We start from the raw sequence: 20057 nt of genomic DNA, 5'->3' as shown, positions 1-20057 counted from the left end.
GAGTCGAGTCGTGCGGTTTATTACGTGTACGCTAACATACGGCAAGGTTTATTGCACTGATTCCACGGCTTAGGCGCTCAGTTCGGCACGATTCAGCGCACAATGCGCCCAAAGTTCATCCATCGCATGCACAAGAGTGTCGATCTCTTTCGGTCCGTGCACCGGCGACGGCGTAAACCGAAGCCGTTCAGTTCCGCGCGGAACAGTCGGGAAGTTGATCGGCTGAACGTAGATGCCAAAACGGTCGAGCATCATGTCTGACAGTTTCTTGGTGTGCACCGGATCACCAACGATGACCGGAATGATGTGGCTGCCGTGGTCGATGATCGGAAGACCAAGACCCTTAAGGCGCATTTTCAGGATTTTTGCCTGAAGCTGGTGCTGGTCGCGCAGGCTCTGATCGGTTTTCAGATGCGCAACCGACGCCGCAGCGCCTGCTGCAACGGCAGGCGGAAGCGAAGTCGTAAAGATGAACCCCGGCGCGTAAGATCTTATTGCGTCGCACATTTTAGCCGACGAGGCGATATAGCCGCCCATCACGCCATAGGCTTTCGCAAGGGTGCCATTGATGATGTCGATCCGGTCCATCAGGCCGTCGCGTTCTGCAACACCGGCCCCGCGCGGGCCATACATCCCGACCGCATGAACTTCGTCGATATAGGTCAATGCGTTGAATTCGTCCGCAAGGTCGCAAATCGCTTCGATCGGGCCGAAATCGCCGTCCATCGAGTAGATCGATTCGAATGCAATGAGTTTTGGAGCGTCAGGATCATCCGCGGCGAGCAGTTCGCGGAGATGTTCAACATCATTATGCCTGAAAATCCGCTTTGCCCCACCGTTGCGACGGACACCTTCGATCATCGACGCGTGGTTCAACTCATCCGAGTAAATGATCAGGCCGGGAAACAGCTTGGGCAGTGTCGAAAGCGTGGCGTCGTTTGCGATGTAGGCCGAGGTGAACAGCAGCGCGGCCTCTTTCTGGTGCAGATCGGCAAGCTCGGCTTCGAGACGCTTGTGATACACGGTTGTGCCCGAAATATTGCGGGTCCCGCCCGATCCCGCGCCTGTGGCGTCCAACGCCTCGTGCATCGCGGCCAGAACCGCCGGATGCTGGCCCATGCCAAGATAGTCATTGCCACACCACACGGTGATGTCCTGCTCGGATCCGTCGGGCTTGCGCCAGACCGCATGCGGAAACTGACCGTTTTGACGCTCAATATCGATGAAGGTCCGGTAGCGTCCCTCTTCGTGCAAACGGTTCAGGGCTTGATCAAGTTGGTCAGTATAGCTCACCGGCGTCTCCTTGCAGTCTGCGATCTTGTAAGGCCGTTTTCGTCGCCCCACGTCGCATTCACGTTTTAGAATGGATATAGATCACATCCCCGTCTGACAATGTGTGTATGGAATGACCAACCGTCGCAGCCTTGATCTGGGTCAACTTAAACCGTGCCACAGGGCTTTGACCCTGAAAAAAGGGACATTTCTCAATCATCAAATGCCGAAGCTGCGGGAATCGCACCCCTCTGGACAGTGGATTTGGCAGTGTTACGGTCCCGCCAGACCAGCGCGAAGGAGCTTTGCATGTCTGTCGATCCCGTTCTGAACCGTATCGATTCTTCCCTGCCTGAAAGCCTTGACCGGCTGATGGAACTGTTGCGCATTCCCTCGATCTCGACAGATCCCGCGTACAAGGCCGAATGTGACCGCGCCGCTGACTGGCTTGTTGAAGACCTGACATCTCTTGGAGCGGCAGCATCCAAGCGTCAAACACCCGGCCACCCGATGGTCATCGGCCACATTGACGGCCCTGGCCCGCATTTGTTGTTCTACGGACACTACGACGTGCAGCCGGTCGACCCTCTCAACCTTTGGGACAATGATCCATTCGATCCGCAGATCGAAGACACGCCCAAAGGCAAAGTGATCCGTGGTCGGGGAAGTGCTGACGACAAAGGGCAGCTGATGACCTTTGTCGAAGCCTGCCGCGCATGGAAGGCGGAACACGGATCCCTGCCCTGCAGGATCACCTTCTTCTTTGAAGGCGAAGAGGAATCGGGGTCTCCTTCTCTGATCCCTTTCCTGAAGGAGAACGCCGACGAGCTGAAAAGCGACGTTGCCCTGATCTGCGACACCGGGTTGTTCGACAGCCGTGTACCGGCGATCACCACAATGCTGCGCGGCCTGCTTCAGGAGGAAATCACGATCACCGGTCCCAGTCGTGACCTGCATTCCGGCATGTATGGCGGCGCTGCAATGAATCCGATCCGGGTGCTGTCACGCATCATCGCCGCGCTGCACGATGACTCCGGCAAGATTACGGTTCCCGGATTTTATGAGGGCGTTCCCGAACTGCCCGATGATGTGATTCAGCAATGGGAAGGTCTCGGCTTCGATCACAAAGCGTTTCTTGGAGACGTCGGGCTGGCTGACCTGGCGGGCGAGGCCGGGCGCAGCGCGCTGGAAATGCTTTGGTCGCGGCCGACCTGCGAAGTCAATGGCATCGGAGGCGGGTATCAGGGCGAAGGGTTCAAGACGGTTCTTCCGTCAACAGCCAGCGCCAAGATCAGTTTTCGCCTTGTCGGGCAACAGGACCCGCACGCGATCCGCGAAAGCCTGCGTGCGATGATCAACGATATGGTTCCCAACGACTGTAAGGTTGAATTCAAGGCGCACGGCGCGTCCCCTGCTTCCGTCATGCCGATCGACAATCCTGTTTTCGAAAAAGCGCGGCAGGCGCTGAGTGACGAATGGCCTGATGAGGCAGCGTTTATCGGCTGCGGCGGATCCATTCCTGTCGCCGGGTATTTCCAGACGTTGCTCGGAACCGAATCAATGCTCATCGGATTCGGAAAAGACGACGACCAGATTCACAGCCCCAACGAAAAATACGACATTGAGAGCTTCCACAAAGGGACAAGAAGTTGGGCCAGAATCTTGGCTGCGCTCACAAAGTGACCCTCAATCTGTCTTTTTTTGTGGCGGATTCTACTTTAACGCGCGCTAACTTTCGCAGTTAAGCCGCATGCCGATCCAATTCTGGACACATTTCAGGGCGATTGGTTAACGCATGAGACGAGTGCTTCGGAAACAAGATCGTAACGATTTCAACAGCCGCATTAAGCGGTTGGACCCCGCTTTCGCTGCCATGCCCGCCACCGCCAGAGTTGTTCGGCAACCCTGGGAGCTTGAGAAATCCGCCCGTGGAGCAGCGGAACATCCGGTTATGATGTCGGCTCTGGGCTGCGGACTTGCCCTGTCCGCGATGTACGCAGCCGATGATCCCGACAGCGTCCGAGAACTGCTCGTCTGGTCAGGCTGGCCCGTTCAATTTCTGACCTATGCGATGAAGGGCATTTCCATCCTCATCATCGGTCTGATCATCTTTTACCTTGCCAGCATGATCCGTATCGTAAATCCGCGCGCCACCGGCCGCCGGAACGCCGCAGGTCTTGTCATTGGGGCGATCGCGGCCATTGGCGTCATGAATCTCGATCCCGCACATGTTGAAGCCGGTTTCCAGTATGCCGGCCTCGACGGGCCGGGCGATCTGCTGATCCTGGCGCAGGAACAATCCGTTCAACTGGCCAATGTTGACTGGGGCAGCGTTGTGATGGTTTCCTCATCGGCGAAATGAGCCGATACCAGACCTTTCAGACGGGTAATCAAAAAATCGCATACGAGGTGGCCGGAAACGGACCGCCTCTTTTGCTGTTGCACGGGTTTCCGCAGACACGGTCGATGTGGCGACCCATCGTGGCAAGGCTCACAGGAACATTCACCGTCGTGACAGCGGATCTGCGGGGGTATGGTGACAGCAGCAAACCAGCAACCATGCCCGAGATGAGCTTTCGGCTTATGGCGCGTGACATGGTGGAACTGATGGCGTCACTCGGTTTCGACCGGTTCCATGTTGCCGGTCACGATCGTGGAGGCCGCACAGCACACCGTATGGCGCTGGATCATCCTGATGCCGTTCAGACGCTGACGGTGATGGATATCGTTCCGACAGAGCACCTGCTGACGCAGATGACTACCGATGTTGCGCGGGCCTATTATCATTGGCTCTTCCTCGCCCAACCCGAACCCTTTCCGGAGACACTGATTGGCTTTGATCCGGACATGTATTTTGAACGCTGCCTGCTGGGTTTTGGAAAGGCACGCCTGGAAGATTTCGATACGGCATTGCTGAAAGAATATCGACGCGCCTGGTCAGACCCCGCCTGTATCCGCGCCATGTGCCATGATTACCGCGCGGCGATTGATGTGGACTGGGCGGACGACCGCGCCGAACTTCACCGCAAGGTAACCTGCCCCGCTCTGGTTCTCTATGGTCAGGATGGTGCGATGGCGAGGCTGATGGATGTTCCCGCAACATGGAGCGACCGCCTCGCAGACATGCAGCATGCCGCTCTGCCCGGCGGACATTTCTTTCCGGACCAGAACCCGGACGATACCGCCCAAGCCATGATGGACTGGATCAAACTTCATATCTGAGGGTGAAAAGTGGCGCGGTTGACGGGGCTCGAACCCGCGACCCCCGGCGTGACAGGCCGGTACTCTAACCAACTGAGCTACAACCGCGCTTTTCACGCTGATACGTTTGGCAGTGGTGGCGCGGTTGACGGGGCTCGAACCCGCGACCCCCGGCGTGACAGGCCGGTACTCTAACCAACTGAGCTACAACCGCTCACTGCCGCCCGCATCTGGGCGTGTCGCGGGTTCTATGGTCAGCGCCCTGCCCCGTCAAGCGGTTTCATCCGCTTTTCCGATGCAAAAATCACTTACCTGGAAACTGCCCGCAATCGGGGTGTTTCCTGCCCTGCGGACACTCAGGAATTCGGCAGCGGAATGAACTCGTCTTCATCACCCGGTGGCAGTTGAAACCGGCCATCGTTCCAATCCTCACGCCGCCATGCTTCCTTGACCTCTTCGATGCGTTCTTTTGATGACGCCACGAAGTTCCACCAGATATATCGTGGTCCTTCCATGGTTGCGCCACCAAGCAACATCAGTCGCGCGCCAGTCTCGCCCGCATGAAGCGATACCGCATCCCCTGGACGGAACACCATCATCTGACCGGACTGATAGATTTCGCCCGCCACGGTGACGGATCCTTCCGTGACGTATACACCCCGGTCTTCGTGATTGTCCGGAAGGGGAATCCCGGCGCCCGGTTGCAGAACGACGTCCGCATAAAACATTTCGGATGCCGTTTTGACCGGAGCGGTTTCGCCATAGGCCGAGCCGAGAATAAGCCTGACCTGTTTTCCCTCACCGTCGAGTATCGGCAACTCAGACGGGGCCGCATGCACGAATTCCGGCGCACGGTCTTCATGATCCTTCGGAAGCGCGACCCAGGTCTGAATACCGAAAAACGGCATCGGATCTTTTTGGGTTGCATCGTCCGTGCGCTCGGAATGTGTGATCCCGTGCCCTGCCACCATCCAGTTCACCGCGCCCGGTTCGATCCATTGGTCAGTCCCCAGACTGTCACGATGGTGCATCCGACCCCGGTAGAGATAACTGATCGTCGCCAGCCCGATATGAGGATGCGGGCGCACATCCAGTCCACGTGACGGCAGAAATTCCGCAGGCCCCATCTGATCAAAAAAGATGAACGGACCGACCATCTGCCGCTTGGGCGCAGGCAAGGCGCGACGCACTTCGAATCCGCCCAGATCCCTCGCGCGCGGAATGATCAGAGTTTCGATGGAATCCACTTCGTCACCGGTCGGGCAATGCGGATCAAGGGCGGGGTTCCAACTCATGGCGTGATCTCCTGTTGTTTGCGCCTAACATACACTTAACATTTTCAAACTAAAGTAGATCAAATGAACCCATTACGTGCATATTTGCACATAATTGCAACGTGGCTGAGACCTCTTGATCACCATTTCGGCATTGAGGTTACTGAAGCAAAAACTTGCGATTGCCCTGTGCGAAAACTTTTCTATTCTCCGCGCGGGTATGAGTGTGGGCCAAACATTTCCGTGAAAAACCTTTTAAAAACCGACATTAAGATGTGGGACCTTCTGGGTGGGCCGATGTCGTTCAGCCCTACGGTCTTTTCCGAAGTGGTGCGGCACCGCACAACTCTGATGTTCGTGTTCCTCAGTCTGCTGGTCTTTTTCGCCGCTGATCCGTCAAACGCGCGTGACTACATTCCGTTCTGGTTCAGCATGATCGTCTGGCCGCTGGCCTTCTGCCTGTATCTGCTGGCCTACGAGATCGAGCTGTTTTTCGTCGCGGCACTCACGCAGCTTTTGCCTTGGCTGCGCGTACCGACACCGCTCCTGAGCCTGATCGCGCTTACCCCAACGGTGTACCTGTGTGAGAAGCTTGTTGATCAAATGAGCAACGGGGCTTTTCCAGAAGATATCCTCTCGCGCATGGTGTTCTATTTCCTGACGGTGCAAGGGGTGGAGACACTCTTTTATCGGTTCATCATGCCCGGTGTCCGTCAAGAGATCGAAAGCCGTCAGCAAAAACGCCATCTGGTTGTGGGCGGTGAGAAAATCGAACTGTGTAAGCTTTTGCACATCGAAGCGCGCGAGCACCACGTCCACCTGACGTTCGATGATGACAAGTCGCTGTTCCGCGCACGACTTGGTGACATAGTCGCCCAGACCAAGACCGAAGACGGTGTTCAGCCGCATCGATCCTGGTGGGTCGCACGGGACCCCGCAATCAAGACAGAGCGGCGTGATGGCCGTTTGTTCCTGCGGCTGCGCGACGACACAGAAGTGCCCGTCGCGCGCACACGCGTGAACGACGTGCTCGACTGGCTGGAAACGCACATCAACCCGCTTCAATAGCGGAATATGCGCCGGTTCTCACCAGGTCGTGGCGCGGCCTAACCGGCTATCTCTGCCGAAAACCCGTCAAGACTGCGGTCAACCGCCGACAGGATTTCGCTGATTTGCTCAGCTGTGATGATCAGTGGCGGACAGAATGCCAGCGTATCCCCCAAGTTGCGGGAAATCAGGCCGTTCTTCAGGAATTGCGCGTTCAGTGCCGCACCGAGTTTGCCCGGCGCGAACTCATCGGCACGCCCCTCCGGAGCCACGATTTCCAGAGCCCCAATCAACCCCACGCCTCGCGCCTCACCCACCAGCGGATGGTCCACGAACTTGCGCAGGCCAGCCTGCAACTCGGCACCGCGTTCGGCGGCATTGGCCACCAGATCACGCTCTTCGATGATCTTGAGGTTCTCCAGCGCCACCGCAGCGCCCACGGGATGCGCACCGCCGGTATAGCCGTGGCCCAGAACGCCGATGCGCCCGGACTCATCCGCGATGGGCGCATAGACCTCTTCGGTCATCATAAAGGCCGAGAACGGGAAATAGGACGAGGTGATCTGCTTCGACATGGTCATGATGTCGGGCTTGATGTTGTAGGTTTCGCAGCCGAACATCTTGCCGGTGCGGCCAAATCCACAGATCACCTCATCGGCGATCAGCAGAATGTCGTACTTGCCCAGCACCGCCTGGGTCTTCTCCCAATAGGTCTTGGGAGGCACAACCACGCCACCTGCGCCCATCACCGGTTCTGCGATGAAAGCGGCAATGGTATCCGGCCCTTCCGCCTGGATCATCGCGTCGAGGTCTTCGGCGCAACGGGTGGCGAATTGCTCTTCGCTCTCGCCATCACGCCCTTCGCGCCAGTAATGCGGACAGGTCGTGTGCAGGACACCATCAATCGGCAGGTCGAAGGATTTGTGGTTGCAGGGCAGCCCCGTCATAGACGCGGAGGCAATCGTCACTCCGTGGTAGCCCCGGATGCGCGAGATCACTTTCTTCTTCTCGGGTTTGCCAAGGCTGTTTGAGCGATACCAGAGCATCTTGAGAATCGTATCATTCGCCTCTGACCCGGAATTGGTGAAGAACACCTTGCTCATTGGCACCGGGGCCATGCTGATCAGCTTCTCCGCCAGATCAATCGCCGGTCCGTGCGAGCGGTGCGCGAAGTTGTGGTAATACGGCAGCTTTTGCATCTGGCGGGTCGCCGCATCGATCAAACGCTGTTCGTTGAAACCGACCGCGACGCTCCAGAGACCGGACATGCCCTCGATATACTTGTTGCCGTGGTTGTCGAACACATGCACCCCGTCGCCCCGGTCCATGATCAGCGGTCCCACCTGCTCGTGCACGCGGGCGTTGGTGTAGCTGTGGAAGTGATAGGCGATATCGCGGGCTTCGTCGGAATTCGGGCGCAGGTCCATGGGACGTGTCTTTCGCTATGTCGGTGAGTCTTTCTCAACAGCTATCGGGTGCAGGGATACGGTGGCAAGGGGGTTTCCGCACAAACGCAGAAACGCCACGCGCTAAGCACATGAACACAGTCCGCTAACTGTCTGAAAAATGGTGGGTGATGAGAGACTCGAACTCCCGACATCTTCGGTGTAAACGAAGCGCTCTACCAACTGAGCTAATCACCCGCTGGCGTGTCGTTTAGCCAAGCCCTCGGCCGCGCGCAAGCGCTTTTTCCCATTCTGTGGCGCGGGCTTCAAACGAAAAACACGCAGCCCAATCTGGACTGCGTGTCGGAAATCATGGTGGGTGATAAGAGATTCGAACTCCTGACATCTTCGATGTGAACGAAGCGCTCTACCACTGAGCTAATCACCCGTTGGGGCGCGTCTTAGCGTCACTCAGCAGCCTGTGCAAGAGGGTCCGGGGCGTCCTCTGTTGAGGTTTGATCGTTCCGGCGCAAACGGGTCGTGATGATCTGCGCTTTGGTTGTCTTCTTCATCCGTGTGATCTTGAGCTTGCCCATCGGCGCAAGGTTCATCTCGCGACCATCCGCAATGGTCTCGCCCAGAATGGCCAGCATCGCTTCGACAACCGGTTTGGCATCGCGCTTTTTCACGCCGCTGCGCGCCACTACCGTGTCGATCAATTCCTTCTTCTTCAGTTCAGGAGCCGTCACCTTCGGCGTCTCATTCACGACCACCTCCGGATCAGGCGCTTTGGCCGCAGTCTTGCGGAGTGTCGTTTTGTTGCGCGTGGTCATCGACTTCTTACTCGTCGCCATCAGTGTCACCCTTCGTCTGCTCGATCTTCATTCTTGGCGAATATGGGCGCAGCATAACAGGGATGAGGACATTATCCAGTGTTTCGACGCGAAAGGCGCACAATATGAGCGATTGACCAAGCCTTCGAAGGACCAAAAGAAAATCGCCGCCCCGAACGGGACGGCGATTTCAAGGTTCGATACAGATTGGTCAGTGTGCGATCGCAGAGGCGCCGCCGCTTTCCTTGGCCAACGCCTGCGCCGCCGCTTCTTCTGCAGCCTCGTCCCATTCGATGGGCTCCGGCTGTTCGACCAGCGCAAGTTTCAGAACGTCCGATACGTGCTCGACCGGAATGATTTCCAACCCGGTTTTCACATTGTCCGGCAGTTCGGCCAGATCCTTCTCATTCTCCTTCGGGATCAGCACCGTTTTGATGCCGCCCCGCAGCGCTGCGAGCAGTTTCTCTTTCAGACCGCCAATCGGCATCGCGTTCCCACGAAGCGACACCTCACCCGTCATGGCGATGTCGCGCCGCACCGGGATCCCGGTCAGGACCGACACAATGGACGTCACCATAGCCAGACCGGCAGACGGACCATCCTTGGGCGTTGCACCGTCGGGCACGTGAACGTGGATGTCCATCTTGTCGAACTTCGGCGGCTTCACTCCGATCTGAGGAGAAATCGACCGGACATAGCTCGCTGCCGCATCGATGGATTCCTTCATCACGTCGCCCAGCTTGCCGGTGGTCTTCATCCGACCCTTGCCCGGCAGTTTAAGCGCCTCGATGTGCAGGAGATCGCCCCCGACCGAGGTATAGGCCAAACCCGTCACAACGCCGACCTGGTTCTCGTCTTCGGCCAGGCCATAGCGGTACTTCCGAACACCAAGGAAATCTCCGAGGTTATCGGAGGTGACGACCACCTTCTCCTCTTCCTTCTTGACGATCTTGGTCACTGCCTTGCGCGCGAGCTTTGAGATTTCACGCTCAAGGTTCCGCACGCCCGCTTCGCGGGTGTAGTAACGGATCACATCGGTGAGCGCCTCGTCCGTCAGTTCGAACTCGCCCTTCTTCAAGCCGTGGTTCTTGACCTGTTTCGACACGAGGTGACGTTTGGCGATCTCTGCCTTTTCGTCCTCGGTATAGCCGGCAAGCGGAATAATCTCCATCCGGTCAAGCAGCGGCCCAGGCATGTTGTAGCTGTTGGCCGTGGTCAGGAACATGACGTTCGACAGGTCGTATTCCACCTCAAGATAGTGGTCCACGAAGGTCGAGTTCTGTTCCGGATCGAGCACTTCGAGCATCGCAGACGCCGGGTCGCCCCGGAAATCCTGACCCATCTTGTCGATCTCATCGAGCAGGATCAGCGGGTTCGTCGTCTTGGCCTTTTTCAGCGCCTGAATGATCTTGCCGGGCATAGAGCCGATATAGGTCCGGCGGTGGCCGCGAATCTCGGACTCGTCACGAACGCCACCCAGCGAAATGCGGATGAACTCGCGGCCCGTCGCCTTCGCCACCGACTTGCCCAGCGAGGTCTTGCCGACGCCCGGAGGGCCGACAAGGCACATGATCGGGCCCTTCAGCTTTTTCGAGCGCTGCTGAACCGCCAGATATTCGACGATCCGTTCCTTGACCTTCTCAAGACCATAGTGATCCGCATCGAGGATCTTTTCGGCATTGCCGAGATCCTTTTTCACGCGCGACTTCACGCCCCATGGGATCGACAGCATCCAGTCGAGGTAATTGCGCACGACGGTCGCTTCGGCGCTCATCGGGCTCATGTTCTTGAGCTTCTTGATCTCAGCGTCGGCCTTTTCACGGGCTTCCTTGGACAGCTTGGTCTCGTTGACCTTCGCTTCAAGCTCCGCCACTTCGTTCTGGCCGTCCTCGCCGTCACCGAGCTCCTTCTGAATGGCCTTCATCTGCTCATTCAGATAGTACTCGCGCTGCGTCCGCTCCATCTGGGATTTGACGCGCGTCTTGATCTTCTTCTCGACCTGCAGAACGCTCATCTCGCCCTGCATCAGGCCATAGACTTTTTCAAGACGCTCACTGATCGAGAGTGTCTCCAGAAGCTCCTGCTTCTGCCCGACTTCGATACCCAGATGACCGGCTACGAGATCGGCCAGCTTGGCAGGCTCGTCCGCGTCGGAAACGGCGCCAAGCGCCTCTTCCGGGATGTTCTTCTTGACCTTGGCATAGCGCTCGAATTCTTCGGCCACCGTCCGAACAAGCGCTTCGATCGCGGCAGGATCGCCCGGCATCTCGGTCAGGTATTCCGCACTCGCTTCGAAGAAGTCAGGATTTTCTAGGTATTCGGTGATCCGTACACGCCGCTGACCTTCGACCAGCACCTTCACCGTGCCGTCCGGCAGTTTCAGCAGCTGGAGAACATTGGCCAGAACACCGGCGCGGTAAATTCCGTCGGTTTGCGGATCATCCTCCGCAGGGTCCATCTGGCTGGCAAGCAGGATCTGCTTGTCGTCCGCCATCACCTCTTCCAGCGCGCGCACCGATTTATCGCGCCCGACGAAAAGCGGCACGATCATATGCGGGAACACGACGATGTCCCGCAACGGAAGCACTGGGTAGGAGGCGTTGAGAAGCTCTTGCATGCTCGTATCCTTATCGTTGGCAAGATGGCACCGGCCCCGCTCGGCGGCAGCTCTGACCATCTCCGTTCAGGAGCATAAGGTGGGTCTCGACCCCTGAGGTTTCAACCTCGCTCCGTGTACCGACACCATATCTTGATGGCGCGCACCTGCAAGATGACAATTCGGGACAGGGTGAAGACCCGCAGTCGATCGGCATGACGCCGATCAGTTGCTCACGCGCTCCTGCATCATCATGTGAACGGCGTGCATCCCCTGTTCGACCATCGCACTGACCTCGGCGGCGTGCTTGTGCATCGCGGCAACCACCTCGGGATCGTCGGACGTCTGGATCACGATCAGTCCTTCGTCGGTCACGTCGATTTCTGACAGGATGCGCTCACCCCGTGCGAAAAATATGTCGAGCGTCGGACTTTGGATAAAGATCTTTGGATCGTCCTTCTGGCCAACCCGGTCGATCATGCCGACCGCATGGCTGACCAGTGCCTCCATGACCTCCGGATCGCTTGAGCGCGTTACGGTCCGAATGCCGTTGGGCAGGTTTTCGACCTCGCGGCTCATCGTCTGGAACCGCTGGAACATCAGCGCAAGCTCAGCGCTTTCTTCGGGCGTCGCATTTTCACCCTGCAGACCCGGCATGTTTGCCATGTCGTGGCCCATCCCACCGGCCCCGTGCATATGCCCGTGACCATGCATCTGCGCCAACAGAGGTGCCGAGAGCATCATTCCACCCAACAGCACCGCACCAAAAACCCGCCGCATCTCAGACCTCACAATTGTTGCTTGTCGAAACATATTCCACCGGCGAAATATGGCCAAGCGCCAAAAGCGCGCGGCCCATGGCTTGCGCGGGTCTGCGCCGGGGATCTCAGACGCCCATGGCCCCAGTTCCACCGATCACACGGGCTCAATGTCCCCTTCAGCCCGCAAGGCATGAAACTGGGCTTCGAAGGCCGCAAAAGTTCCGGAAGAAATGGCGTCCCGCATCGCCTGCATCAGTTCCTGATAGTAGTGGAGGTTGTGCCAGGTCAGGAGCATCCCCGAGATCATTTCCTGCGCCCGGAACACATGATGCAGATAGGCCCGGCTGTAATTCCGACACGCCGGACAAGTGCAGTTTTCGTCCAATGGGCGCGGATCGTCCTGATGACGCGCGTTCTTGATGTTGACCTGTCCGCGCCGAGTCCACGCCTGCCCGGTCCGACCGGATCGGGATGGCAGCACGCAATCCATCATGTCGATCCCGCGACGGACGGCCCCCACGATATCATCGGGTTTGCCAACGCCCATCAGATAGCGCGGTTTGTCCTGCGGCAGTTGTCCGGGCGCAAAGTCCAGACATTGGAACATCGCGGCCTGCCCTTCGCCAACGGCAAGTCCACCCACAGCATACCCATCGAATCCGATCGCTTTAAGCGCTTCAGCCGATTCTTCGCGGAAATCCTGCTCCAACCCGCCCTGCTGAATACCGAAAAGCATGTGCCCCGGACGGTCACCAAACGCGTCTTTGGACCGTTCGGCCCATCGCATCGACAACCGCATCGACTCTGCGATGCGGTCGCGGTCTGCCGGCAATGCGGGGCACTCATCGAAACACATCACGATGTCCGACCCCAGCAGGCGCTGGATTTCCATCGACCGTTCCGGCGTCAGTTCGTGTTTCGATCCGTCGATATGCGATTTGAAGGTAACGCCTTTCTCGGTCAGTTTGCGCAGATCAGACAAGCTCATCACCTGAAACCCACCCGAATCCGTCAGGATCGGCTTTGACCAGTTCATGAACCTGTGCAGCCCGCCCAGACGCGCAATGCGCTCCGCCGTCGGTCGCAGCATCAGGTGGTAGGTGTTGCCCAACAGAATGTCCGCCCCCGTAGCTGCCACGCTCTCGGGCATCATCGCTTTGACCGTCGCGGCCGTCCCCACCGGCATGAAGGCAGGTGTACGGATCGCTCCGCGGGGCGTCTCGATGACCCCGGTTCGTGCAGTGCCATCGGTGGCGTGCAGGGTGAAGAAAGAAGAAACTGTCATGGTCGGGCCTTACTTGCAGAGCGCGCCCTTGTGCGCCAAATCACCCGCATTGCCAAGGAGGCGCGATTCCAATGTCTGATAGCACATACTCCGATCCCGCGCGCAGGGGCGCGGGACCGAAAAGCGACGACACGCTGACATTTGGCTGGGAAGAATGGGTCAGCCTGCCGGATCTGGGCCTGCCCGCCATCCGCGCCAAGGTGGATACCGGCGCACGCACATCGGCACTGCACGCTGCGGACATCGAGGTTTTCGGCTCGGCCAGCAAACCGCGTGTCCGTTTCGCCGTCTATCCCATTCCCGGCCGCGATGATTTGATCATCCCCTGCTCCGCTCCGATCGTGGACCGTCGCGATGTGACTTCATCCAACGGTGAAACCGAAAGCCGTTACGTGATCTCGTCGCGACTGTCCGTAGGCAGCAAAGAATGGAACATCGAAATCACGCTGACAGACCGCGGCACCATGAGCAATCGCATGCTGCTGGGGCGTCAGGCGCTGAAGGATCATGTCAATATCGTTCCGAGCGAACGTTTTCAGCAGCCCGAGCTTGATTTCGACGTCTATCACACACCGAAAGTCCGGAGCATCGCTCCGAACCGCGCCCTTCGCATCGCGGTTCTGAGCCGCGAGAACAATTACTCGACAACGCGTCTGGTCGAGGAAGGCGAGAAACGCGGACACTCGGTCGAAGTGATCGACACGGCCCGCTGCTATATGGCCATCAATGCCATGGCGCCCGAAGTCTACTACGATGGAAAACGGCTGCCCCGCTACGATGCGGTCATCCCACGCATCGGTGCCTCCATCACTCCATACGGGACAGCCGTGGTCCGTCAGTTCGAATCCATCGGTACATTCGTCGTCAATGGCAGCGTAGGAATCACATCAAGCCGGGACAAACTGCACGCCCATCAGATCCTCGCCCGCCACCGGATCGGAATGCCGCCGACCGCGTTTGCCAATTCTCCCAAGGACACCTCCAACCTGATCGGTCTGGTCGGCACAGCGCCCCTGATCGTCAAGCTCCTCGAATCCACTCAGGGCAAAGGCGTTGTCTTGGCGGAAACCAAGAAAGCTGCTGAATCCGTTATCGACGCGTTCCGGGGTCTGAAAGCCAACTTCCTGGTTCAGGATTTCGTAAAGGAAGCAGCCGGCGAGGACATCCGTTGCCTTGTCGTGAACGGGAAAGTGGTCGCCTCTATGAAACGCACCGGGGTCGAGGGCGATTTCAGGTCCAACCTGCACCGGGGCGGAACCGCCGCCAAGGTGCGTATCAGCAAGGAAGAGCGTGACACAGCCGTGAGGGCCGCGCGTGTGTTCGGGCTTGGTTTGGCGGGTGTCGATCTTTTGCGTTCCAACAGCGGACCAAAGGTGCTCGAGGTCAATTCATCACCCGGACTGGAAGGAATCGAGGTCGCCAGCGGCAAGAATATTGCCGGTCTCCTCTACGACGCGATCGAGGAAAAAGTGCGCCCCGCACCTGTCCCGCGCCGTAAGGCGACGCGCAAGCGCGCCTGAGCATTTCCGCCCCTTTACCCCTTCAGACCCTTTCCCTATATATTTGGTCAGGAACCCACGGGAAGGACCGACATGAACGACGCCAGCCCCAAAATCGAAGGTGCGCCCCTCATTGCACCCTCCAGCACGGATCACCCGCTCTATGATCAGGTGGTCGAAGCGTGCCGGTCTGTGTACGACCCGGAAATTCCGGTCAACATCTACGACCTTGGGCTTGTCTACACGCTTGATATCAATGATGAAAACGAAGTCCGCGTGATCATGACACTGACTGCTCCGGGCTGCCCTGTGGCCGGTGAAATGCCGGGTTGGGTTGCCGAGGCGATTGAACCGATCCCGGGCGTCAAACAGGTCGATGTCGACCTGACATGGGAGCCGCCCTGGGGCATGGACATGATGTCCGACGAGGCCCGGCTGGAACTGGGCTTCATGTGAGCCATGGCGGTCAGCGACGAACAGATCGCGTTTGTCCATGACCTCTTCCGGGGGCTTCCCGGCATTACCACACGCAAGATGTTCGGCGGCTTGGGTATCTACAGCGAAGGCACCATATTTGCGGTCATCGGACCCGAAGAAACCCTTCTTCTGAAAGCACGCGGCACCTTGGCAGACGATCTGGCTTCGGAAGGTTCTGAGCAATGGTCCTATGAAGGCAAGTCGGGCAAAGCGTCCCGTATGCCTTACTGGACATTTCCCGATGCCGCGCTGGACGATCCTGAGGAAGCCTGCGCCTGGGCACGACGATCCTTGGCAGAAGCCACCTGAACGCCTACCTTAGAGGGAACGAAAGGACGATCCTCATGTTTGGCATCCCCGGCAAACAAGCCGTCACCCTGACCCCCAAAGCTGTCGCGCAGGTGCGCAAGCTGATGGAATCGAAAGGTCATGCGGGCCTGCGCATCGGCGTCAAGAAGGGCGGTTGCGCGGGCATGGAATACACGATGGATTACGTCGACACGCCCGATCCCCATGACGAGGTCGTCAAACAGGATGGCGCGGTGGTGATGATCGCACCGATGGCACAGATGTTCCTCTTCGGGACCGAGATCGACTACCAGACCTCGCTGCTCGAATCCGGTTTCCACTTCAACAACCCCAACGTCGCCGACGCCTGCGGCTGCGGTGAGTCGATCAAGTTCAAGGACGTCGAAGAACTTGCGGCAGAGCATGAAGGCGGCGTGCCGAACCTGAAGGCATGATCCGGCACTGACGTTACCCGCCCCGAGCACTAACCGGTCTGGGTACCCTGCAAGTGAACATAGGTTTCAGCGTAACGCTTTGACAGATGATCCCCGGCACGGATCACCTTTCCAGAACCTATGGGCGCGACATTGGTCTCTACATTCGGATTGAAGAACAGAGGGACGGAAATCCGTTCCTCCGGACCACCCCTGACCCGGTGCAGCGTCGCGACCACCCGCCCCGCTGTCCACATCTCGAGCATCTCGCCGAAGTTGATGATGAACTCTCCCGGAGGCGCCTGCACCGGCAGCCAGTCACTGTGCCCGCGTGGTTGCACCTCTAGGCCCGGCTGACCATCCGTCGCCAACAACGTCAGGCATCCGTAGTCGGTGTGCGCGCCAATTCCGAAGTCCTTCTCACCTGCCCAGTCCGGACGCGGCGGATAATAGTTGCCGCGCAAGAGCGCCATCGGACAATCGAACTTGTCTTCGAAGAAATCCGCATCCGAACCGATCGACATGGCAATTCCGCGCAGGATGCCGCGGGCGACGTCCAACGCATCACTGTAATAAGCGCGGATCACCTGCTCAAAACCTGCGGGCCGATCCGGCCAATGGTTTGGCGCGTAGACCGAGAGGGCCACACGCGGATCGCCATCGCGAAGCGTGTACCCGCAATCGAATACTTCTTTGTAATCGGGGTTCGCGTTCGGATCGACCTGCTCGGACTTCGGTGCGCCCCAACCGCGGTTGGATCCGGTACGGGCCATGTTCACCTTGTCCTTGATCTCGAACGGCAAGGCAAAGAACGCACGGTAGGCCGCCAGTACGAACCGCATCCGTGCCGAGGTGAAGACCGTGTTGTAAACGGTGGCAAAGCCCACCTCCTCAGCCGCCACGCGCATTTGCGCCAGTGCCTCAGGTTCACCTGCCGACAGGGCCGCCGCATCCAGTCTGGGGATCATATCCATACCCTCATGCACAAGTTTCGCGGCGTTTTGGCACCCTGCCCGCCACTTCGCAACCGGCCTTGACGTCGCTCCCCGTGCCGCGATGATGCGCGCAGCGGAAACCGCAGGAAAAGGAGCCTTCAGATGCGTCGCAAACTTGCCGCCGGAAACTGGAAGATGAACGGAACCACCGCCGCGCTGGAGGAGCTTGATGCATTGCAGGAGGTCGCCGAAGGCGCAGCCGAAGTCCTGATCTGCCCGCCATCCACACTGATCGCCCAGGCCGCCGTTCGGTCGGGCAAAGTGGCCATTGGTGGACAGGATTGTCATTCCGCCGCCTCGGGCGCACATACCGGCGACATTTCGGCACTGATGCTGCGCGATGCGGGCGCAACCCATGTGATCCTCGGCCACTCTGAACGCCGCGCCGACCACGGTGAGTCCGACGCGCTGGTGGCCTACAAAGCGCTGGCCGCGTGGGACGCCGGGCTGACCGCGATTGTGTGCGTCGGCGAGACGCTGGAGCAGCGCGAAAGCGGCAAGACCCTCGATGTGATCGGTAAACAACTCGCGGGGTCGCTGCCCGACGACGTCACCGCTTCGAACACCGTCATCGCCTACGAACCCGTCTGGGCCATCGGCACCGGCAAAGTGCCCACAACCGACCAGATTGCCGAGGTCCACACCTTCATGCGCGCGACGCTGGTGCAACGTTTCGGCAACGAAACCGCCACAGGCATCCGCCTGCTTTATGGCGGCAGCGTCAAAGCCACGAACGCGACCGAGATTTTTGCTGTGGTGGACGTTGACGGCGCGCTGGTGGGCGGCGCGAGCCTCAAGGCTTCCGACTTTGCTCCCATCGTCACCGCATTGAACGGGTGATCCCGGCGCCCCGAGACATGCAGCGCTTCCATCAATCCCCGACCGATCCGGAGTTCGTCCAGAACCCCTACCCGTTCTATGACCGCCTCTGCGCGGCAGGTGATCTGGCGTGGTGGGACGACTACGCCATGCCCTGCGCCGCCAGCCACCGCGCGGTACACGCCATTCTGCGCGACCGCCGCTTTGGCCGCGAGGTGCCGCCCGAAATGGCCCCCGCGATCCCCGATCACCTTGCCCCGTTCTACGCGGTCGAGGCCCATTCGATGCTTGAGCTGGAGCCCCCCCGCCACACCCGCCTGCGCGGCCTTGTCCTGCGCGCCTTCACCTCGCGCCGGATCAAGGCGCTGGAACCTGAAATAACAGCTCTAACCTACGAGAAAATCGACGCCTTCCCATCGGACACCCCCTTCGACATCCTCACCGCATTCTGCCAGCCGATCCCGGTGATCGTCATCGCGCGCCTGCTCGGAGTTCCCGACGACATGGCCCCGCAGCTCCTGCGCTGGTCGAACGCCATGGTCGCCATGTATCAGGCCAGCCGCACCCGAGCGACCGAGGATGCTGCAGCCCAGGCCGCCGCCGAGTTCTCAGACTTCCTGCGCCGCTACATCGACACCCGCCGCACGGATCCCCGCGATGACCTGATCACCCATCTGATCGCCGCCGAAGAGGAAGGTGAAAAGCTCTCCACCGACGAACTGATCACCACCTGCATCCTGCTCCTCAACGCAGGCCACGAGGCGACCGTCCACACGCTGGGCAACGGCATCAAAACACTTCTGGAGACCGGCACAGACAGGATCGACGAAAACGCGGTCGAGGAAATCCTCCGCTACGATCCGCCCCTGCATATGTTCACGCGCCATGCCTATGAAGAGGTCACGATCTACGGCCACACGTTCCAGCGCGGCGATCAGGTGGCGCTGCTGCTCGCATCAGCCAATCGCGACCCGGATCAATGGCCCGAGGCGCATCACTTCGACACATCCCGCCCGGTCACCCAGAACACCAGCTTCGGCGGTGGGCTGCATTTCTGCGTCGGCGCGCCGCTGGCTCGGCTGGAACTGCAGATCGCCCTCCCGATCCTCTGGGATCGATGCCCAAAGCTGCGCATTGCGGAACCGCCCGTCTACGCCAACACTTACCATTTCCACGGGCTGGAACGCCTGATGGTGCAACTCGACTGAGACGCGTAGCGGACACCGAAGCGCATGCATATTTTTGAAAAGAAGAAGCAGGATTCAGCACACCACCCGCTGCCTCTTCTCTTTGAAAATACGCAATGAAATTGCCCAAGGGTGCGCACGGCCCGACAGAGACACCTTACAGCGGCAGCGCCGTGGTCGACTTGATCTCTTCCATTGACAGAAGCGCCGTCACGTTGTGCACTTTCACCTCAGCGATCAGCGCCTGGTAAAACGCATCATAGGCCCGCGCGTTCTTCACACGCACTTTGAGGATGTAGTCGATATCCCCCGCCAGCCGGTGCGCCTCCTGCACCTCGGGTCGATCCTGCAACGCTTTGAGGAACGCGCGCTGCCAAGTCGCATCATGCTCGCTGGTGCGGATCAGGACAAAGAAACACGCCTCGAATCCCAGCGCATCAGCATCGAGCTGCACCACCTGAGCGCCGATGATTCCGGCCTCCTTCATCTTGCGAATCCGGTTCCACACAGGCGTCTTCGATGACCCCACCTTGCGGGCGATATCGTCCAAAGACTGCGCCGCATCCGTCTGCAACTCGACAAGAATTTTCCGGTCCGTGTCGTCAATCTTCATCGTCGTTCTGCTTTCTTCGTGTTTCGAGGACTCCCTGCCCCCGTTCGGCCACCACATAGAACATCTTTCCTTATTTTCGCAAGGCACTAGC

The 20057-nt window shown here is 58.9% G+C and carries 19 protein-coding genes and 4 tRNA genes; 10 read left to right on the top strand and 13 right to left on the bottom strand.

Going from position 1 to position 20057, the window contains the following annotated elements; genetic code table 11:
* Positions 1-69: 69 nt before the first annotated feature.
* Positions 70-1293, bottom strand: a complete 1224-nt coding sequence (gene hemA / locus MGEO_RS06180; protein ID WP_085635831.1) for a 5-aminolevulinate synthase — start codon at positions 1291-1293, stop codon at positions 70-72.
* 288 nt (positions 1294-1581) lie between these two features.
* Here hemA and MGEO_RS06175 point away from each other — a divergent pair, with 288 nt between their 5' ends.
* The 3 genes from MGEO_RS06175 (at position 1582) to MGEO_RS06165 (ending at position 4494) form a co-directional block, all read left to right on the top strand.
* Positions 1582-2955, top strand: a complete 1374-nt coding sequence (locus tag MGEO_RS06175) for a M20/M25/M40 family metallo-hydrolase (protein WP_085635830.1) — start codon at positions 1582-1584, stop codon at positions 2953-2955.
* A 190-nt stretch (positions 2956-3145) separates the two neighbouring features.
* Entirely contained in the window at positions 3146-3634 is a 489-nt protein-coding gene (locus MGEO_RS06170) for a hypothetical protein (protein ID WP_143746237.1), read from the top strand.
* Positions 3631-4494 (top strand): alpha/beta fold hydrolase, encoded by an 864-nt coding sequence (locus tag MGEO_RS06165; protein WP_085635828.1) that lies wholly within the window; start codon positions 3631-3633, stop codon positions 4492-4494. Before MGEO_RS06170 ends, MGEO_RS06165 begins: the two co-directional genes overlap by 4 nt.
* A 10-nt stretch (positions 4495-4504) precedes the next feature.
* Here the strand turns inward: MGEO_RS06165 and MGEO_RS06160 are convergent.
* The 3 genes from MGEO_RS06160 to MGEO_RS06150 all read right to left on the bottom strand — a co-directional run bounded on the left by MGEO_RS06160 (position 4505) and on the right by MGEO_RS06150 (position 5768).
* A tRNA-Asp gene (locus tag MGEO_RS06160) sits at positions 4505-4581 on the bottom strand.
* A gap of 29 nt (positions 4582-4610) precedes the next feature.
* A tRNA-Asp gene (locus MGEO_RS06155) sits at positions 4611-4687 on the bottom strand.
* 142 nt (positions 4688-4829) lie between these two features.
* On the bottom strand, positions 4830-5768 hold the full coding sequence (locus tag MGEO_RS06150) for a pirin family protein (protein ID WP_085635827.1): 939 nt from the start codon (positions 5766-5768) through the stop codon (positions 4830-4832).
* Between the two features lie 252 nt (positions 5769-6020).
* Here MGEO_RS06150 and MGEO_RS06145 point away from each other — a divergent pair, with 252 nt between their 5' ends.
* Positions 6021-6815 (top strand): LytTR family DNA-binding domain-containing protein, encoded by a 795-nt coding sequence (locus tag MGEO_RS06145; RefSeq protein WP_158090976.1) that lies wholly within the window; start codon positions 6021-6023, stop codon positions 6813-6815.
* A gap of 38 nt (positions 6816-6853) precedes the next feature.
* On the opposite strand, the gene MGEO_RS06140 is transcribed toward MGEO_RS06145, so the two are convergent.
* The 7 genes from MGEO_RS06140 to tgt all read right to left on the bottom strand — a co-directional run bounded on the left by MGEO_RS06140 (position 6854) and on the right by tgt (position 13654).
* Positions 6854-8221, bottom strand: coding sequence for an aspartate aminotransferase family protein (locus MGEO_RS06140; protein ID WP_085635825.1), 1368 nt, complete (start codon positions 8219-8221; stop codon positions 6854-6856).
* 140 nt (positions 8222-8361) lie between these two features.
* Positions 8362-8437: transfer RNA gene (locus MGEO_RS06135), tRNA-Val, on the bottom strand.
* A gap of 115 nt (positions 8438-8552) precedes the next feature.
* Positions 8553-8627: transfer RNA gene (locus MGEO_RS06130), tRNA-Val, on the bottom strand.
* 19 nt (positions 8628-8646) lie between these two features.
* Complete coding sequence (locus MGEO_RS06125; RefSeq protein ID WP_233139700.1) at positions 8647-9033, bottom strand: HU family DNA-binding protein; 387 nt, start codon at positions 9031-9033, stop codon at positions 8647-8649.
* A 190-nt stretch (positions 9034-9223) separates the two neighbouring features.
* Entirely contained in the window at positions 9224-11629 is a 2406-nt protein-coding gene (lon, locus tag MGEO_RS06120) for an endopeptidase La (protein WP_085635824.1), read from the bottom strand.
* 204 nt (positions 11630-11833) lie between these two features.
* Positions 11834-12388, bottom strand: a complete 555-nt coding sequence (locus tag MGEO_RS06115) for a hypothetical protein (protein WP_233139691.1) — start codon at positions 12386-12388, stop codon at positions 11834-11836.
* A 135-nt stretch (positions 12389-12523) separates the two neighbouring features.
* Complete coding sequence (gene tgt / locus MGEO_RS06110) at positions 12524-13654, bottom strand: tRNA guanosine(34) transglycosylase Tgt (RefSeq protein WP_085635823.1); 1131 nt, start codon at positions 13652-13654, stop codon at positions 12524-12526.
* A 71-nt stretch (positions 13655-13725) separates the two neighbouring features.
* Here tgt and rimK point away from each other — a divergent pair, with 71 nt between their 5' ends.
* The 4 genes from rimK to MGEO_RS06090 all read left to right on the top strand — a co-directional run bounded on the left by rimK (position 13726) and on the right by MGEO_RS06090 (position 16373).
* Complete coding sequence (gene rimK / locus MGEO_RS06105) at positions 13726-15174, top strand: 30S ribosomal protein S6--L-glutamate ligase (protein WP_085635822.1); 1449 nt, start codon at positions 13726-13728, stop codon at positions 15172-15174.
* Between the two features lie 72 nt (positions 15175-15246).
* A complete protein-coding gene (locus MGEO_RS06100) occupies positions 15247-15609 on the top strand; it encodes an SUF system Fe-S cluster assembly protein (RefSeq protein WP_085635821.1) in 363 nt (120 codons plus the stop codon).
* Between the two features lie 3 nt (positions 15610-15612).
* A complete protein-coding gene (locus MGEO_RS06095) occupies positions 15613-15939 on the top strand; it encodes a TfoX/Sxy family protein (RefSeq protein WP_085635820.1) in 327 nt (108 codons plus the stop codon).
* A gap of 35 nt (positions 15940-15974) precedes the next feature.
* Positions 15975-16373, top strand: coding sequence for a HesB/IscA family protein (locus tag MGEO_RS06090; protein ID WP_085635819.1), 399 nt, complete (start codon positions 15975-15977; stop codon positions 16371-16373).
* A gap of 29 nt (positions 16374-16402) precedes the next feature.
* On the opposite strand, the gene MGEO_RS06085 is transcribed toward MGEO_RS06090, so the two are convergent.
* The gene (locus tag MGEO_RS06085) at positions 16403-17320 is read right to left on the bottom strand and encodes an isopenicillin N synthase family dioxygenase (protein WP_085635927.1); all 918 of its coding nucleotides are present in this window, start codon (positions 17318-17320) and stop codon (positions 16403-16405) included.
* A 129-nt stretch (positions 17321-17449) separates the two neighbouring features.
* Between MGEO_RS06085 and tpiA the strand changes: the two genes are divergently transcribed.
* Positions 17450-18187: a triose-phosphate isomerase gene (gene tpiA / locus MGEO_RS06080; RefSeq protein ID WP_085635818.1), complete on the top strand. Its 738-nt coding sequence runs from the start codon at positions 17450-17452 to the stop codon at positions 18185-18187.
* Positions 18188-18204: 17 nt separating this feature from the next.
* A complete protein-coding gene (locus MGEO_RS06075; RefSeq protein ID WP_085635817.1) occupies positions 18205-19374 on the top strand; it encodes a cytochrome P450 in 1170 nt (389 codons plus the stop codon).
* Between the two features lie 136 nt (positions 19375-19510).
* Here the strand turns inward: MGEO_RS06075 and MGEO_RS06070 are convergent, their stop codons facing one another.
* Positions 19511-19966 carry an Lrp/AsnC family transcriptional regulator gene (locus MGEO_RS06070; protein WP_085635926.1) on the bottom strand — a complete coding sequence of 152 codons (456 nt, stop codon included), beginning with the start codon at positions 19964-19966 and terminating at the stop codon, positions 19511-19513.
* Between the last annotated feature and the right edge of the window lie 91 nt (positions 19967-20057).

Origin of the sequence: Marivita geojedonensis, from assembly GCF_002115805.1 — a bacterium.
Taxonomy (GTDB): Bacteria; Pseudomonadota; Alphaproteobacteria; order Rhodobacterales; family Rhodobacteraceae; genus Marivita; species Marivita geojedonensis.
The sequence above is the reverse complement of the archived record's forward strand: the minus strand, read 5'-3'. Positions and strand labels throughout refer to the sequence as shown.

What these genes read in the sequence shown, in the direction of transcription:
- MGEO_RS06070 (WP_085635926.1), bottom strand. Translation starts at nt 19,966, where the DNA reads ATGAAGATTGACGACACGGACCGGAAAATTCTTGTCGAGTTGCAGACG.
- MGEO_RS06140 (WP_085635825.1), bottom strand. Translation starts at nt 8,221, where the DNA reads ATGGACCTGCGCCCGAATTCCGACGAAGCCCGCGATATCGCCTATCAC.
- MGEO_RS06145 (WP_158090976.1), top strand. Translation starts at nt 6,021, where the DNA reads ATGTGGGACCTTCTGGGTGGGCCGATGTCGTTCAGCCCTACGGTCTTT.
- tgt (WP_085635823.1), bottom strand. Translation starts at nt 13,654, where the DNA reads ATGACAGTTTCTTCTTTCTTCACCCTGCACGCCACCGATGGCACTGCA.
- MGEO_RS06170 (WP_143746237.1), top strand. Translation starts at nt 3,146, where the DNA reads ATGCCCGCCACCGCCAGAGTTGTTCGGCAACCCTGGGAGCTTGAGAAA.
- MGEO_RS06175 (WP_085635830.1), top strand. Translation starts at nt 1,582, where the DNA reads ATGTCTGTCGATCCCGTTCTGAACCGTATCGATTCTTCCCTGCCTGAA.
- MGEO_RS06165 (WP_085635828.1), top strand. Translation starts at nt 3,631, where the DNA reads ATGAGCCGATACCAGACCTTTCAGACGGGTAATCAAAAAATCGCATAC.
- MGEO_RS06100 (WP_085635821.1), top strand. Translation starts at nt 15,247, where the DNA reads ATGAACGACGCCAGCCCCAAAATCGAAGGTGCGCCCCTCATTGCACCC.
- lon (WP_085635824.1), bottom strand. Translation starts at nt 11,629, where the DNA reads ATGCAAGAGCTTCTCAACGCCTCCTACCCAGTGCTTCCGTTGCGGGAC.
- MGEO_RS06085 (WP_085635927.1), bottom strand. Translation starts at nt 17,320, where the DNA reads ATGATCCCCAGACTGGATGCGGCGGCCCTGTCGGCAGGTGAACCTGAG.
- MGEO_RS06125 (WP_233139700.1), bottom strand. Translation starts at nt 9,033, where the DNA reads ATGGCGACGAGTAAGAAGTCGATGACCACGCGCAACAAAACGACACTC.
- MGEO_RS06115 (WP_233139691.1), bottom strand. Translation starts at nt 12,388, where the DNA reads ATGCGGCGGGTTTTTGGTGCGGTGCTGTTGGGTGGAATGATGCTCTCG.
- MGEO_RS06090 (WP_085635819.1), top strand. Translation starts at nt 15,975, where the DNA reads ATGTTTGGCATCCCCGGCAAACAAGCCGTCACCCTGACCCCCAAAGCT.
- MGEO_RS06095 (WP_085635820.1), top strand. Translation starts at nt 15,613, where the DNA reads ATGGCGGTCAGCGACGAACAGATCGCGTTTGTCCATGACCTCTTCCGG.
- MGEO_RS06075 (WP_085635817.1), top strand. Translation starts at nt 18,205, where the DNA reads ATGCAGCGCTTCCATCAATCCCCGACCGATCCGGAGTTCGTCCAGAAC.
- rimK (WP_085635822.1), top strand. Translation starts at nt 13,726, where the DNA reads ATGTCTGATAGCACATACTCCGATCCCGCGCGCAGGGGCGCGGGACCG.
- tpiA (WP_085635818.1), top strand. Translation starts at nt 17,450, where the DNA reads ATGCGTCGCAAACTTGCCGCCGGAAACTGGAAGATGAACGGAACCACC.
- MGEO_RS06150 (WP_085635827.1), bottom strand. Translation starts at nt 5,768, where the DNA reads ATGAGTTGGAACCCCGCCCTTGATCCGCATTGCCCGACCGGTGACGAA.